General features: G+C 57.7%; 13 protein-coding genes. 8 read left to right on the top strand and 5 right to left on the bottom strand.

Going from position 1 to position 14,993, the window contains the following annotated elements; genetic code table 11:
- Positions 1 to 10: 10 nt before the first annotated feature.
- From uxaC to BN2154_RS02070, 5 genes are all read right to left on the bottom strand, one after another.
- The gene (uxaC, locus tag BN2154_RS02090; RefSeq protein WP_050617213.1) at positions 11 to 1,444 is read right to left on the bottom strand and encodes a glucuronate isomerase; all 1,434 of its coding nucleotides are present in this window, start codon (positions 1,442 to 1,444) and stop codon (positions 11 to 13) included.
- 35 nt (positions 1,445 to 1,479) lie between these two features.
- Positions 1,480 to 2,565, bottom strand: a complete 1,086-nt coding sequence (locus BN2154_RS02085; RefSeq protein WP_050617212.1) for a sugar kinase — start codon at positions 2,563 to 2,565, stop codon at positions 1,480 to 1,482.
- Positions 2,566 to 2,608: 43 nt separating this feature from the next.
- Positions 2,609 to 3,631, bottom strand: coding sequence for a sugar kinase (locus BN2154_RS02080; protein ID WP_050617596.1), 1,023 nt, complete (start codon positions 3,629 to 3,631; stop codon positions 2,609 to 2,611).
- 18 nt (positions 3,632 to 3,649) lie between these two features.
- Positions 3,650 to 4,612 (bottom strand): VOC family protein, encoded by a 963-nt coding sequence (gene eda / locus BN2154_RS02075; protein ID WP_050617211.1) that lies wholly within the window; start codon positions 4,610 to 4,612, stop codon positions 3,650 to 3,652.
- 204 nt (positions 4,613 to 4,816) lie between these two features.
- On the bottom strand, positions 4,817 to 5,350 hold the full coding sequence (locus tag BN2154_RS02070) for a YcxB family protein (protein WP_195892296.1): 534 nt from the start codon (positions 5,348 to 5,350) through the stop codon (positions 4,817 to 4,819).
- 418 nt (positions 5,351 to 5,768) lie between these two features.
- Between BN2154_RS02070 and BN2154_RS02065 the strand changes: the two genes are divergently transcribed.
- The 8 genes from BN2154_RS02065 to bilR all read left to right on the top strand — a co-directional run bounded on the left by BN2154_RS02065 (position 5,769) and on the right by bilR (position 14,912).
- Complete coding sequence (locus BN2154_RS02065; RefSeq protein ID WP_050617209.1) at positions 5,769 to 6,848, top strand: TRAP transporter substrate-binding protein; 1,080 nt, start codon at positions 5,769 to 5,771, stop codon at positions 6,846 to 6,848.
- 98 nt (positions 6,849 to 6,946) lie between these two features.
- Positions 6,947 to 7,474: a TRAP transporter small permease gene (locus BN2154_RS02060; protein WP_050617208.1), complete on the top strand. Its 528-nt coding sequence runs from the start codon at positions 6,947 to 6,949 to the stop codon at positions 7,472 to 7,474.
- Positions 7,474 to 8,772 carry a TRAP transporter large permease gene (locus tag BN2154_RS02055; RefSeq protein ID WP_050617207.1) on the top strand — a complete coding sequence of 433 codons (1,299 nt, stop codon included), beginning with the start codon at positions 7,474 to 7,476 and terminating at the stop codon, positions 8,770 to 8,772. The genes BN2154_RS02060 and BN2154_RS02055 overlap by 1 nt, the downstream gene beginning before the upstream one ends.
- A gap of 26 nt (positions 8,773 to 8,798) precedes the next feature.
- Complete coding sequence (uxuA, locus tag BN2154_RS02050) at positions 8,799 to 9,878, top strand: mannonate dehydratase (protein ID WP_050617206.1); 1,080 nt, start codon at positions 8,799 to 8,801, stop codon at positions 9,876 to 9,878.
- A gap of 13 nt (positions 9,879 to 9,891) precedes the next feature.
- A complete protein-coding gene (locus tag BN2154_RS02045) occupies positions 9,892 to 11,508 on the top strand; it encodes a mannitol dehydrogenase family protein (protein WP_050617205.1) in 1,617 nt (538 codons plus the stop codon).
- 68 nt (positions 11,509 to 11,576) lie between these two features.
- Complete coding sequence (locus BN2154_RS02040; protein WP_050617204.1) at positions 11,577 to 12,251, top strand: GntR family transcriptional regulator; 675 nt, start codon at positions 11,577 to 11,579, stop codon at positions 12,249 to 12,251.
- Positions 12,252 to 12,549: 298 nt separating this feature from the next.
- Positions 12,550 to 13,614: a substrate-binding domain-containing protein gene (locus BN2154_RS02035; protein ID WP_050617203.1), complete on the top strand. Its 1,065-nt coding sequence runs from the start codon at positions 12,550 to 12,552 to the stop codon at positions 13,612 to 13,614.
- Between the two features lie 191 nt (positions 13,615 to 13,805).
- Positions 13,806 to 14,912, top strand: a complete 1,107-nt coding sequence (gene bilR, locus BN2154_RS02030; protein WP_050617202.1) for a bilirubin reductase — start codon at positions 13,806 to 13,808, stop codon at positions 14,910 to 14,912.
- Positions 14,913 to 14,993: the final 81 nt, after the last annotated feature.

Raw genomic sequence — 14,993 nt, 5'->3', positions numbered from 1 at the left:
GGACCACTCCTTACAGATCAAAATACCGGGCGGCATTGGTATAGCATACGCCTTCCACGATTTTCTTCAGGGCCTTTTCATCGTTGGGGTACTCCCCATTCTCCACCCAGCGGCCGATGAGGTTGCACAGGATGCGGCGGAAGTAGTCGTGCCGGGCATAGGAGAGGAAGGAACGGGAATCGGTGAGCATTCCCACAAAATTGCCCAGCAGCCCCAGATTGGCCAGGGAAGCCATCTGTTCCTCCATACCGGACTTGGTATCATTGAACCACCAGGCGGAGCCATGCTGAATCTTACCGGGGATCTCATCGGACTGGAAGCATCCCAGCATGGAGTCCAATTGCTCATTGTCAGCGGGATTGAGGGAATAGAGAATGGTCTTGGGACACTGGCCGTCCATGTCCAGCGCGGACAGCAGGGAGGCGATATTGCCGCCACAGGTGTTCTGGGCAATCATGTCAAAGCCGGTGTCGGGCCCCAGAGCGGTAAACATCCGCCGGTTGGCATTGCGCAGACAGGAGTAGTGGAGCTGCATGACAATGCCCAACCGATGGTAGGCCCGGCCCAGGCAGAGGAGGATGACGGTCTGGTAGCCCTCGGCCTCCGCCAGGCTCAAGGGCTCTCCCGCCATGGCCTTCCGATAGGCCGCGTCGGCCTCGGCCATGGTGGCGGGACGGAAGGGAACATAGTCCAAGCCGTGGTCGCTGGCCCGGCAGCCCAGCGTTTTAAAGAACTCCAGCCGCTCCACCAAGGCGTCACAGACGTCCGCAACGCTGTCCAGGCTTTTTCTGCCTACGCTCTGGGCCAGCTTGGCCATGTAATCTGCAAAGCCCGGCTTGGTAATGTTGATGGCTTTGTCCGGGCGGTAGGAGGGACAGACCTGAAAGCGGATCGTGGGGTCGGCGGCGATCTTCTCATGCCACTCCAATGGGTCCACGGGGTCGTCCGTGGTGCCGATAAAGGCCACGTTGGACTGCTCAATCAGCCCCCGTACGGTGAGCCTGGGGTCGTTTTGCAGTTGATCGGAGGTGACGGCCCATACCTCGTCCACGGTTTCGGGCGACAGGTAGCCCTCATAGCCAAAAAACTTGCGCAGTTCCAGGTTACACCAGTGGTACATGGGGTTGCCGATGGCCAGCTCCAGAGCCTCGGCAAACTTCTTCAGCCGCTCCACCGGGGGCTTGTCACCGGTAACATAGTCCTCGCTCACCCCGTTGGAACGCATGACCCGCCACTTGTAGTGGTCGCCAAAATAGCTGCCATCGGGCTGCTTCCCCCCAAGCCAGACCTCTACAAGATCGTTGAAACGGCGGTTCTCGTAGATCTCCCTCGGAGAAATGTGACAGTGGTAGTCCACCAGGGGCATCTGTTCCGCATAGTGGTGGAATAGGTGCTTGGCGGTATCGGTTTCCAGAAGGAAGTCCTTGTCCATAAACGCTTTCATCCACAGGCTCCTTTTCGTTGATTTTGTGTCGGGGCTTACCGCTTGATGTCGCAATTCATGTTCATCAGGTTGCGGATGCTCTCTACGTCATCGGTAATGTTTCCGTCCCCGTGAATCGTGTGCTTGATGACGCTGCTGGCTACGGCAAAATTGACGATGTCCATGGGGCGATAACCGCACATCATGGCATAGATCAGACCGCTGGCGAAAGCGTCGCCGCCCCCGACCCGGTCTAGGATATGAAAGGTAAACAGCTTGCTTGCAAAGGTATGACCCTGGTACCACATGTAAGCCATCAGGCTGTTTTCACTGCCGGAATGGACATACCGAACATGACGGGCGATGCACTGGAGGTTGGGGTAGCGCTCCAGAAAGACCTGAAAGATCTCGTCCTGCTGCTCATAGCTGGGCTGCAGGGGGAGACCGTCCTTCCAGTCGCCCTTGCCGGGGTCATCCGCATCCCGCCAGAGGTGGTAGGGCTCGATACCGAGCAGGACATCCACATAGGGCAGGCACTGGGTACAAAAGTCCCGTGCTTCCTCCCAGCTCCACAGGGCGCTGCGGAAGTTGCCGTCGAAGCTGATGGTCATACCCTTTGCCCTGGCCGCCCGGAGGCAGTCAAGGGTAAGGGTCCGGCAGCTTGGGGACAGGGCGGGGGTGATACCGCTCATGTGGAGCCAGTCAAAACCCTCCAGCAGAGCGTCCAGGTCCACCCGGGAAAAGTCATACTCGGTGATGGCGCTGTGCTTGCGGTCATACGTCACCTTACTGGGGCGGATGCCATAGCCGGTCTCCAGATAGTAGGTTCCCAGCCGGTGGGTGGGGGTGTCCTGGGGCGAGCTGAGAATCATGGGCGTGCAGTGAACGTCATTGCTGCGCAGCATCCGCACTGCGCTTTTGCCCAGACTGTTGTTGGGCACCACGCTGAAGAAGGTGCTGTCGATACCCAGATTGGCCAGAGCCAGGGCGATGTTGGCCTCGCTTCCGCCATAGCTGGCCTCAAAGCTGGTGGCCACCCGGATCTTGTCATAGTTGGGCGGGGTCAGACGCAGCATGATCTCCCCGATGGTGATAAACTTCTGAGGGCTTTCGCCCCGCAACAAAGGGTTGGAATGGACCATCCGAAACCTCCCTGAGACAAAGATAGGGCAAAGTTGACTGCTGTTACCGCTGGACGCGGCCGGAGCCGTCGCCGCCGGAGAGCTTCTCTACCTCGGCCACTGTGACCCGGTTGAAGTCGCCCTCGATGGAGTGCTTGAGTGCGGAGGCCGCCACGGCAAACTCAATGGCGTCCTGGGTGGACTTGCCGTTCAGCAGGGCATAGATGAGGCCGCCGCCAAAGCTGTCGCCGCCGCCCACCCGGTCCACGATGCGCAGATGATACTCCTTGGAGAAGCAGAAGTCCTTCCCGTCGTACAGCATTCCCGCCCAGTCGTTGTCGCTGGCGGAGATGGAGGTGCGCAGGGTGATGGCAACCTTCTCAAAACCGAACTGGTCCATGAGCTGCTTGGCCACGGACTTGTAGCCCTCCTTGTTCAGCTTGCCGCCGGTGATGTCGGTGTCCTCGGCCTCGATGCCGAATACGTCCTTAGCGTCCTCCTCGTTGGAGATGCACACGTCCACGTACCGGCACAGCTCGGTCATGGCGGCCCGGGCCTCGGCCCGGGTCCACAGCTTGCCCCGGTAGTTCAGGTCGCAGGAGATCTTCACGCCGTGGGCCTTGGCCGCCTGACAGGCGTCCTTGCAGATCTCCACCACGTTGGGCCCCAGGGCCGGGGTGATGCCGGTGAAATGGAACCAGTCCGCGCCGTCCAAGATCTGGTCCCAGTCGAAATCGTCGGGCTGGGCCTCTTGGATCGCGGAGTGGGCCCGGTCGTAGATGCACACGCTGCCCCGCTGGGAGGCCCCCTTTTCCAGGTAGTAGATGCCCACCCGGTCGCCGCCCCGGACGATCCTGGAGGTGTCCACGCCGAAATACCGCAGGGAATCCACGGCGGCCTGGCCGATGGCGTGGGCGGGCAGCTTGGTCACATAGGCGGAATCCAGGCCGTAGTTGGCCAACGAAACGGCCACGTTGGCCTCGCCGCCACCGAAGGTGGCCTGCATCTGATCGTTCTGGAAGAAGCGGTAGTAGCCGTTGGGGGCCAGCCGCAGCATAATTTCGCCGAACGTAATGACTCTACTCATGATCATACATCACCTTTCTTATTTTTGCACCAGATGAATGGCAAATCCGCCGAACTCACCCTGGAGATAGATGGCCTTGGTGCGGCCCTTAGCGTCGGTCTTGCGGGTGGCCTCGTCGAAGGCAGCGCCCTGGAGTCCCAGGTGATACACCGCCCGATCCACGCTGTTGACGCCGATGGCGATGTGCCCGTGAGTCCCCAGGTAGGGCTGTTTGGTGCACTCCACGGCGGGCATGGCCACGATGGAGGAGTTGCCCATTTGATAGGTAAAGCCGAAGAGGGCGCACAGCGTCCGGACGGTGCGGTCGGCCTCTGCCTCGTCGGCGCAGTTGATGCCCACGTGGTGGAGAGAAAAGCCCAGCATGGTCTTTACGGCCTCTCTGCACACCCGGGTAATCTCATCCCACTGCTCTGCTTCAATCAGGTCTTTCTTTACCATCCAGGTGCCGCCGCAGGCCACGATGCGGTCATAGCCCAGATAATCCATCAGATTCTTGGCGCTTACGCCTCCGGTGGGCATAAAGCTCAGCTTGGGAAACACGGGAGCCAGAGCCTTGAGAAAGCTCAGGCCGCCGGACTGCTCGGCGGGGAAGAACTTCACCACCTCCAGGCCAGCGTTTACCGCGCGGGTCATGTCGGAGGCGTTGACGCAGCCGGGCAGCACGGGGATGCCTCTGGCCTGGCAGTGGGCCACCAGCGCCTCGTTGTAGCCGGGCGAGACGATGAATCTGGCGCCGGCGGCAATGGCCCGGTCACACTGCTCCTCATTCAGCACGGTGCCGGCGCCCACCAGCACCTCCGGGCAGTTCTGCGCGATCTGCCGGATGGCCTCTTCCCCCGCCGCCGTGCGAAAGGTCACCTCTGCGGCCGGAATGCCGCCCGCCGTCAGCGCGCGGGCCAGGGGCACCGCCTTGGCGGCATCCTCAATGGCGATTACGGGGATCACGCCGATCTGTTGGACCTTTGCGAGCACTTCGTTCATGATGATACTCCTCCTACCATGCAAGATTAAAACTGTTGAACCGCTGTATGATCTTAGAAATTACTATTTCTATTATAATACTTGCATACTAGAGCGCAAGTGGAAAGACAAGAAAATTTTTCGGCGTGTTTTTGTGTAATTTGCATTAGATTCGCATAGGTTTTCCAAAATTTTAGTTAAGACGGGGCATCGGGACATTACCCGTCACATGGCATGGAGGTTCTTTTGGGGCAGCTTTGTGCAGAGAAGCTCCCACAAGCCATCGACACCGCCGGCAATCTGGTCGGCAGGCAACAGGTAGGCCCTTTGGGGCGCGGCATACAGATAGATTCCGTCCAGGACCCGATAAGCGGCATATAACTGCTCCCAGGAATAGAAAGCCTGTTCCCGGTCGGTAGAGACGGATACGCCGCTCTGCCCCTGAAAGACAACTGTGTATACATGCTGTGGGGTGGTTAGGCCGAGCTTTTTGACTTGGGTGCGGACCGAGAGAAAAAAGTTGAGGAAATAGGCCGCTGGCAAAAGCAGCCCAACGGCCAGCAACGTGCCGCCCAGTAAGACCGCCTGCTCGGCTTGCCCACGCAGGGCAAAGCAGACGCAAGAAAACCCGATCATAATGGCGGCAAACAGGGCGGGGGAAACCCACTTGCGCTGCCGCCGGAAGGTATCAAACAGGGCAAAATTGCGAAATAGCCTTCCGTCAATGTGTACCATTACCGTGAGTTCGTGCTCGTTCACTTGATTCATCGCCACCTAATCTGTAAAATATAAAATTAAAAATAGAAAATGCGGTGTCCATGCCCGCCGTCCCCCGCCGCACCATGGAAACGGGGGGACAGAAAGGATGGCTGTGGGAAGAAGCCCCCCGAGATTTCGTGGGAGCAAGGGCGGGCGCACCCGTTGAAAGGGGTTGTGCTGCGGACCGTATTGGCCGGCCGACTTGGCCTTCCGGTTGCGTCTAAGGAGGGGCTTCATACTATTTTTGCATTTAAGACTAGAATTGGCAAGGGTGGCAGGGCACTTTTGGCGATGTGCACAAGAATGCATCCGTATTTTCTACTAGCATACTAGTGGACAAATAGAGAGGTTTATGATACATTGAAATCACACAAAGGCAAACACCATTCCGCTATCACAATTTCAAGGAGGAAATGACATGAAGAAACTTATCTCTGCTCTGATGGCCGGCGCCATGATGTTTGGGCTGGTGGCCTGTGGCGGCGGCAGCACCGCAAGCCCCTCTCCCTCGGCCAGCGCCCCCGCGCCCAGCGCCTCCGCGCCTGTGGAGAGTGCCTCTGCCGGCGATGTGGCCAACGATCCTAAGGTGACTTTGGTTTACGCCGAGGTGAACCCCCTCGACACCATCGTGGGCCAGACCGCCACGGCCTTTAAGGAGAAGGTGGAGGAGCTGTCCGGCGGCTCCATCACCATTGACGTGCAGGCCAGCGGTGTGCTGGGCTCGGAGAACGACGTTCTGGACGGCATGCTGGGCGGCGAGACCACCGTTGACATCTCCCGTATCTCTGCCTTCGCCCTGAACAGCTACGGCGCGCAGAAGTCCAAGCTGCTCTCCATCCCCTTTACCTTCGAGAGCCGCGAGCATTTCTGGAACTTTGCCAACAGCGACTTGGCCGCCGAGTTCCTCAACGAGCCCCAAGAGCTCGGTCTGCCCCTGCGCGGCATCTTTTACGGTGAGGAGGGCTTCCGTCACTTCTTCACCCGCACTCCCGTCAACAGCATCGAGGACCTGAAGGGCATGAAGCTGCGTGTGTCCAACGACCCCGTTATGAACGGTTTGGTTGAGGGCCTGGGCGCCTATCCCACCGTCGTATCCTTCGGCGAACTGTACTCTGCCCTGCAGACCGGCGTGGTGGACGGTGCCGAGCAGCCCATTGCCAACTACAAGTCCAACGCCTTCCCGGAGGTCGCCAACAATCTGATCCTGGACGGCCACACCCTGGGCGCCATTCAGGCCGTCATCACCGATGCCGCTTGGAATAAGCTGACTGAGAATCAGCAGAAGGTCATTATGGAGGCCGGCAAGTATACCCAGGAATTTAACGCCACGCTGTCCGCCGATGCCGAGGCTAAGGTCCTGGAAGAGCTGAAGGCCGACGGCTGCAACGTGGTCGAGGTTACCGATCTGGCTCCTTGGCAGGAGGCCTGCTCCAAAGTGATTGAGGAGAACACCGCTGACCAGGCCGAGCTGTATCAGCAGATCAAGGACCTGAAGTAAGAGTCGCCGCTACCATACATAATGGTCGAAAAGCGAGGGCGCGGGGGTGTGTGCCCCTGTGCCCTCGCTTCTCATAGTCAAAAGAAGGGAGAGCTCATATGCCGCAAATTTTCGTCGCCCTTGACAAGATTAAGCCGGCCTACGACATTACCTATAGGGTCGTTTTAGTCCTGTGTAAGATCTTGCTGGTAGCCGACATCCTGATTACCTCCATGGCCGTGGCCGGCCGCTATATCCCGTTCATCCCGGACCCCTCCTGGAGCGAGGAGGTCGTGCTGACCCTCATGAGCTATATGGCCGTCCTTTCCGCCGCGCTGGCCATCCGCCGGGGGAGCCACATCCGCATGACCGCTCTGGATGGCTTTCTGCCCAAGGGCCTGCTGAAGTTTCTTGACATCCTGGCGGACGTTGCCGTTTGCATCCTGGCCGTCATCATGATTGTGGTGGGCTGGCGGTACACCTCCACCCTGGGCGGTCGCGGCACCTATGTGTCTATGCCCTGGCTGTCCCGCTTTTGGATGTACTTCCCCGTGCCTCTGGCCGGTGTAGCCATGGTCATTTTTGAACTGGAAGCCATCTATAACCACATCAAAGCATTCTTCGTGAAAGAGGGGGTGGATGCATAATGGATACTCAGACCTTAGCGATTGCGGTGCTGCTGATTAGCTTCCTGGTCATGATCCTCCTGCGCTTTCCCATTGCCTATGCCGTTGCCCTGTCCTCTGTGCTGTGCCTGCTGGCTCAGGGGCAGGACTTGGTCACCCTCTGCCGTCAGATGGTCAAGGGCATCAGTTCCTTCTCTCTGATGGCGGTGCCGTTCTTCATCACCATGGGCGTGCTTATGGGCTCCGGGGGCATTTCGGAAAAGCTGATTGCCCTAGCCAACGCCTGCGTGGGTTGGATGCGGGGCGGCCTGGCCATGGTCAATATCGTGGCCTCCTACTTCTTCGGCGGCATTTCCGGGTCCGCCGCTGCCGACACAGCCTCGATCGGTTCGATTATGATCCCCATGATGGTGGACCAGGGGTATGACGCGGACTTCTCCACCGCTGTCACGATTACCTCCTCCTGCGAGGGCCTGCTGGTGCCCCCCAGCCATAACATGGTTATCTATGCAACCACGGCCGGCGGTATCTCGGTTGGCAGTCTGTTTTTGGCCGGCTATCTGCCCGGCGCCCTGCTGGCAGTCAGTCTAATGGTGGGTTCCTATATTATCTCCGCCAAGCGCAACTACCCCAAGGGTGATAAGTTTAGCATAATTAACTTCATCAAACAGATCGGCACTTCGATTTGGGCTTTGGCTGCGGTCGTCATCGTCGTCATCGGCGTGGTGGCTGGTGTCTTCACCGCCACTGAATCCGCCGCCATCGCCGTCATCTATTCCTTGTTCGTCTCCGTCTTCGTTTATAAGGGTCTGGACTGGAAGGGGGTATGGCGCGAGTTGGGCAACTGCGTGGATACTCTGGGCATCGTGCTGATCCTGATCTCCACCTCCAGCGTCTTCGGCTACTGCCTGACCACCCTGCACGTGCCCGATCTGGTGGCTGGCGCCGTGGTGGGGCTCACCGACAACCCAATTGTCCTGACCCTTATGCTCAACTTAATCCTGCTGGTGCTGGGCTGCATCATGGACATGGCCCCCATTATCCTGATCGCCACCCCCATCCTGCTGCCCATCGCTACCCAGTACTGCGGTCTGGACCCCATTCAGTTTGGTATCATGGTGGTGCTCAACTGCGGCATCGGCCTGCTGACTCCCCCTGTGGGCGCCGTGCTGTTTATTGGATCTGCCGTGTCCAAGCAACCCATGGAAAAGGTGGTTAAAGCCACCCTGCCCTTCTATCTGTGTATGATTATCACCCTGCTGCTGGTCTCTTACGTGCCCCAGATCAGCATGCTGCTGCCCAACCTGTTTGGAAACTAAGTTTTGACTCATAGGAGTATTACCATATGAAAATGACATTCCGCTGGTACGGCTCTCAGAGCGACAGCATCACCCTGAGCCAGATCAAACAAATTCCCGGTATGACCGGGATCATGGGTTTACTCGACTACAAGGCTGCCGGTGAGGTGTGGACGGAACCAGAGATTCGGGCCTACATTGATGAGGTCCACGCCGCGGGCCTGGAGTGCGAGGTCATCGAATCAGTCAACGTCCACGAGGACATCAAGATGGGGCTGCCCAGCCGGGATGCCTACATCGAGGGCTACAAGACCACCATCCGCAATCTCGCCAAATACGGAGTGAAGGTCGTTGTCTACAATTTTATGCCGGTCTTTGACTGGCTGCGCACCGATTTGGCCCGCCTCATTCCTGAGGACGGCTCCAACAGCCTGTATTTTGATGAGAAGGAACTGGGAACCATGACGCCCGTGGACCTGGTCCGCAATACCATTGACAACTGCAACGGCTTTTCTCTGCCCGGTTGGGAGCCGGAGCGGCTGGCTGAGCTGGAGACCACTCTGGAGCGGTATAAGTTCATTACCCCCGATGATCTGCGAGCCAACTTTAAGTATTTCCTGGATGCCATCCTTCCCACCTGCGAGGAATGCGGCGTAGTTATGGCCTGCCATCCCGACGACCCGGCCTGGCCCATCTTCGGCCTGCCACGCATCGCCCACAGCCAGGCGGACTTTGACCAGATCGTGGCGCTCCACGATTCCCCCTCCAACGCCATCTGCCTGTGCACCGGGTCCCTGGGCTCTAACCCGGAAAATGATATTCCGGCCATCATCCGCCACTTCGGTGAGAGGGGCCGCATCGGCTGTCTGCACGTCCGGAACGTGAAGTACCTGGGTCATCACCGCTTCCGGGAGGCAGCCCACTTGTCCTCTTCCGGAGATCTGGACATGTTCGCCATTATGAAGGCCATCTATGACACCTGCCCGGACACCTACATCCGGCCCGATCACGGCCGCATGATCTGGAACGAGTCCGGCCGCCCCGGCTACGGCCTCTATGACCGGGCCTTGGGCGCCACCTACCTCAACGGCCTCTGGGAGGCGATTGACCGGATGTCCACAAAGTAAGGGAGGCACGAATATGAAATTGAGCTACGCCGGCATTCAGGACCGGCGCGCCTGGGAGGAGGCCGGAGTCCGGCTGCCATCCTTTGACTGGAAGGCCATGCGTGCCGAGACGGAGGAGCATCCCACCTGGGTCCACTTTGGCGCCGGCAACATTTTTCGCGGCTTCATTGCCCGGCTGCAGCAACCTCTGCTGGAGCAGGGGCTGGTCAAGGGCGGCATCATTGCCGCCGATACCTTTGACTTTGACATCATGGACCAAATTTATGCCCCCCACGACTCGATGACCCTGATGGTCAGCCTGAAGCCCGACGGTTCCATGGAGCGGGAGGTGGTGGCCTCCATCGCGGAGGGACTCCGCGCCGGGCGGGCTTATCCGCAGGATCTGGAGAAGCTGCGGACCATTTTCCGCGCCCCATCCCTTCAGATGGTGAGCTTTACCATTACGGAAAAGGGCTATGCCCTGGCTGACCTGGCCGGGCGGTTCCTTCCCGCCGTGGAGGCCGACTTCGCGGACGGCCCCTCCCGCTGCTCCCACGCCATGTGCCTGGTGTGCGCCCTGCTGCTGGAGCGTTACCGTGCCGGTGCCGCCCCTGTCGCCATGGTCAGCATGGACAACTGCTCCCACAACGGGGAGAAGCTCCGCGCCGGCATCCTGACCGTGGCGGAGCAGTGGCGGAAACGGGAGTATGTGGATGAAGGCTTTGTGGCCTGGGTATCCGACGAGACCCGGGTCTCGTTCCCCTGGTCCATGATTGACAAAATCACGCCCCGCCCCGCCAGGGTGGTGGAGGAGGCGCTGACCGCCGCGGGAATTGAGGGCATGGCCCCCGTTGTCACCGCCAAGAACACGTATATTGCCCCCTTCGTCAACGCCGAGGTCCCCCAGTACCTGGTGGTGGAGGACCGCTTCCCCAATGGCCGCCCGCCGTTGGAACGGGCGGGGGTCTATCTAACCGACCGACAGACCGTCAACGATACCGAGCGCATGAAGGTGACCACCTGCCTCAACCCCTTGCACACCGCTCTGGCCGTCTACGGCTGCCTGCTGGGTTACGACAGCATCGCCGCCGAAATGCGGGACCTGGAGCTTAAGGCTTTGGTTGAGCACATCGGCTACGACGAGGGGATGCCCGTGGTAGTGGACCCCAGAATCCTCAATCCTCGCGCCTTCCTGCAAGAGGTGTTGGAGCAGCGGCTGCCCAATCCCTTTATCCCGGACACCCCCCAGCGTATCGCCACCGACACCAGCCAGAAGGTGCCCATCCGCTTTGGCGAGACCATTAAGGCCTATGCCCGGAGGCAGGATCTGGAGGTAACCCACCTTACCTTTATCCCCCTGGCGATTGCCGGCTGGCTGCGCTATCTGCTGGGGGTGGACGACCAGGGCAGGGCCATGGAGTGCAGCAGCGATCCCATGCTGGATGCCCTTCAGACTCAGTTGGCCGGGGTGACGTTGGGTGACCCTGCCAGTCTGGGGGACCGGCTCGGGCCTGTCCTCTCCAATCCGGTGCTGTTCGGCTGCGATCTTACGGCGCTGGGACTGGGGAAAAGAATCGAAGGCATGGTCCGCGAGATGCTGTCTGGGCCCGGTGCCGTACGGGAAACTTTAAAAAAATATCTGAAAAGCTAGTATACGAGCTCTTGACGGGCGAGCTTTGGTCCTGTATGCTAAAAAAGAATACAGGAGGCGACGGCAGTATGCGCTTGACTCAGCGGCAACCCAGAGAGACCGGGCGGGATTATGCCTTGCGTACCATCAAAGACAACATCATCCACCTGGAGCTGGCCCCAGGCAGCATGGTCAGTGAAAATGAACTGGCCGCGGCGATGGGGCTGTCCCGCACCCCGGTGCGGGAGGCACTGATCGAATTATCCAAGGTGAAGATCGTGGAGATCTATCCCCAGAAGGGGAGTGCGGTGGCTCTCATCGACTACGACCTGGTGGAGGAGTCTCGCTTCATGCGTAAGGTGCTGGAGTGTGCGGTGGTGGAGCTGGACTGTGAAATGGCTACGCCGGAGGATATCCGACGTCTGCAGGAAAACGTGCGGCTGCAAAATTTTTATTTGGAGAACTACTACCCTGAGGCGCTGATGGACCTGGACAATCAGTTCCATGCTTTGATTTTTGAAATTGCCCACAAGGACCAGGTTTATGCCCTGATGGATAACATTTCCATCCATTTTGACCGGGTCCGCAGCATGGCACTGAGCGCGGTGAAAAACCTGAAGATTGTCCAAGACCATGAAAATCTGGTGAACGCCATCGCCCGAAAGGATGCTGCTGCCGCCACGAGTCTGATGGAATTGCACCTGAGCCGATATAAGATTGACGCCAAGGCCATCCGGGAAAAATACCCAGACTATTTTCGATAACTGCCATTGACGCATAAAAGGAGCCGGATAGAAGAGAAATCTCTTCTATCTGGCTCCTTTTATAAACCGAAAAGTCAAAAAAAGGGAAAATGCACGATTACAGCAATATAAAAAATTAAAATTTGGATAAGTGCACAAAAAGTGATGTGTAAATTTTGCTAGTACACTAGTGGACGAAGGAGGCATAACTATGTTACACTAAGGTTACTTACAAATCTGGAATAAATGTGACCTTTTTTTCAAATTTAGGGCAAAGGATATCACAATATGAATTAAAACGTTTTAAAACGAGGGCAGCATGGACAACGCAAGTAAAAGGATTACGATCAAGGATATTGCAACCCAGACGGGGCTGTCTATAGCGACGGTGCATTTGGCGTTGGCCGGAAAGGCCGGTCCCAAGGAGGAGACGCGCAGACGTGTGCTGCAGACGGCAAAAGAGCTAAATTATCAGTGCAACTCCGCGGCATCCTCGCTAAAGCGCGGCGTAACTCGAATAGCGGCAATTTTGCCGGCGCTTACGCAGGACAATCTTCTCTACTATGAGCCAATCTGGCGTGGGGTCCGGGCTTACTGCAGGGATGCAAAAGACTTTAATATTGAACTGGTGGAGCTGCCCTATGTCAACCAGGATTCGGTTTCGGTGCCTCTTGAGGCCGTTGGGCGCGCGCGGGGGGAGAGAAAGCTTTCGGGGCTGATCGTGCTGGGCGACATAGAGCCGGAGGCCGGGCGGGCGCTGAGGGATCTGAGTGACCAGGGCGTATCCATCGTATTGGTAAACAGCGATACCCCTGAGGTGGGCCGGATTTGCTGCATACAGGCAGAGAACTATTTGCTGGGCCGCATCATGGGAGAAATCCTGCTGGGGCGTACTCCGCGCGGCGGCCCCATCTTGGTTTGCGCGGGAGAGAAAAGCACGCCGGCGAATGCCGATTCTACCCGGGGGCTAAACGATTATCTGGAGGAGCATGATGCCAATCGGGAAATTTACGCACTGCACTACGGCAATGATATGGACCGGCTTTACCGGCGGCTGGTGGAGCGGTTTGAGAAGGACCGTGGCATCACTGGCTGCTGCAGCGTTACAGCGCGGGGCAGCGTACAGCTTGCTCGCGCACTGGTGGACACGGGCTTGGCGGGCCGGATTCCGGCTATTGGAAGCGATGTGTTTGGGGAAAACATCGAAAACCTAAAAAGAGGCGTTTTTCAAAACCTGATGTTTAAAAATCCGTATCAGCAGGGCTGGCTGGCGGCAGAGTACCTATTCAAACACATCTTTCGCAATCGACCGACGGGGGACACAACGATTTTTGTGAAAAGCGAGGTTGTTTTTCAGAGCTCCATTTCGATGTACAAGGAATAACTTTGTAGTGAAAGGAGCGCGGCCGAAGGAGCGGCAGTCAACGGATGCGGATACGCACCGGAATATGGCGGCAGAAGGAGGCCTGCGCGTGATCAAAGACAAGCAGAAGATTTCCGACCGCTGTTTTTGGCAGGTGGATCGTAAAGTAAGGTCCGAGACATGAATTTGCCGAGCAAAGGGAGACGAATGTTATGTTTGAAACGTTGCTCAGCCCCATTGAATTGGGGCATGTAAGACTGAAAAACCGTATTATCTTTGCGCCAACGTCCATGGGGCTCGCAGAGGAGGAATATTTTAAGCGGATCGAAGAGATTGCGGCGGGAGGATGCGCCATGATCATCCTGGGAGATGTTCCGGTGCTGCCCGCCCGCTTTGGATACAGCCTTTACAGCAAGAAGGGATTTGCACACTATCAAAAACTGGCTGGGATCGCGCACAGACACGCCTGCCTGATCTGCGCCCAGCTTCACCAGTCCGACTCCGACTTAAAGAGCATGCTCCGATATATCCCGGGTATTCTCAGCAAAAAAATTACGCCGCAGGAACTCCGCTCACGACTCAATGCACAGGTCGCACCTTACATATCAAAATTGAGCGTTCATAAAATCAAAAAAATTACCGCGGCGTTCGGCGATGCAGCCGTACTGGCCCAAAAGGCCGGATTTGATATGGTGCAGGTGCATGGAGATCGGATGTGCGGAAGCTTTAGCTCCGCCAGCTTCAACCATCGTACAGACGCCTACGGCGGAAGCGCGGAAAGGAGGGCTCGATTTGCCGTAGAAGCGGTTTCCGCCATCCGCGCCAAGCTGCCGGATTACCCCATTGATTATAAGCTGGCAGTCCGTCAGGAGAATCCCCATTACGGCAACGCCGGCGTACTGGAGGAAGAGCTGGAGGTCTTTGTACCACTTTTGGAAAAGGCGGGTGTTACCAGCTTTCATGTGGCTCTGGCAAATCATTCCGACCTGCAGGATACGATCCCCGGCGCAAAGCATCCGTATTTTTCGGAGGAAGGCTGCTTCCTGAAGTTCTGTGATCAGGTGCGCCAGTTTACATCGCTGCCGATTTGCGGAGTGGGAGGCATGGTTCATCCGGAATTTGTGGAACAGCAGCTAAAGGAAGGGCGTATCCAATGCGCTGCCATGAGCCGGCAGTTGGTGGCTGATTCCCAATGGGTAAATAAAGTTGCAGCCGGAGAGACGAGCAAGATCCGGTACTGTATCCGATGCAACAAGCAATGCTTGGGAGGGATGATGGAGCATAAGGGGGTACACTGCATATACCACGAAAAGCAGTAACATCACGATCCCCAAAGGGTGTAAAGCGCCAGAACAAAATCAACCTGAAAGGGGCATGGTTGAAATGGCAAGATAAGAGCC

The organism is Intestinimonas massiliensis (ex Afouda et al. 2020), from assembly GCF_001244995.1.
Classification (GTDB): Bacteria; Bacillota; Clostridia; order Oscillospirales; family Oscillospiraceae; genus Intestinimonas; species Intestinimonas massiliensis.
Note: the sequence above shows the minus strand (reverse complement) of the source record. Positions and strands in the feature narration are given on the sequence as shown.

Excerpts from the sequence above, each read along its gene's own strand:
- bilR (WP_050617202.1), top strand. The coding sequence starts at position 13,806 with ATGTTTGAAACGTTGCTCAGCCCCATTGAATTGGGGCATGTAAGACTG.
- eda (WP_050617211.1), bottom strand. The coding sequence starts at position 4,612 with ATGAACGAAGTGCTCGCAAAGGTCCAACAGATCGGCGTGATCCCCGTA.
- BN2154_RS02085 (WP_050617212.1), bottom strand. The coding sequence starts at position 2,565 with ATGGTCCATTCCAACCCTTTGTTGCGGGGCGAAAGCCCTCAGAAGTTT.
- BN2154_RS02040 (WP_050617204.1), top strand. The coding sequence starts at position 11,577 with ATGCGCTTGACTCAGCGGCAACCCAGAGAGACCGGGCGGGATTATGCC.
- BN2154_RS02055 (WP_050617207.1), top strand. The coding sequence starts at position 7,474 with ATGGATACTCAGACCTTAGCGATTGCGGTGCTGCTGATTAGCTTCCTG.
- uxuA (WP_050617206.1), top strand. The coding sequence starts at position 8,799 with ATGAAAATGACATTCCGCTGGTACGGCTCTCAGAGCGACAGCATCACC.
- BN2154_RS02065 (WP_050617209.1), top strand. The coding sequence starts at position 5,769 with ATGAAGAAACTTATCTCTGCTCTGATGGCCGGCGCCATGATGTTTGGG.
- BN2154_RS02080 (WP_050617596.1), bottom strand. The coding sequence starts at position 3,631 with ATGAGTAGAGTCATTACGTTCGGCGAAATTATGCTGCGGCTGGCCCCC.
- BN2154_RS02060 (WP_050617208.1), top strand. The coding sequence starts at position 6,947 with ATGCCGCAAATTTTCGTCGCCCTTGACAAGATTAAGCCGGCCTACGAC.
- BN2154_RS02045 (WP_050617205.1), top strand. The coding sequence starts at position 9,892 with ATGAAATTGAGCTACGCCGGCATTCAGGACCGGCGCGCCTGGGAGGAG.
- uxaC (WP_050617213.1), bottom strand. The coding sequence starts at position 1,444 with ATGAAAGCGTTTATGGACAAGGACTTCCTTCTGGAAACCGATACCGCC.
- BN2154_RS02035 (WP_050617203.1), top strand. The coding sequence starts at position 12,550 with ATGGACAACGCAAGTAAAAGGATTACGATCAAGGATATTGCAACCCAG.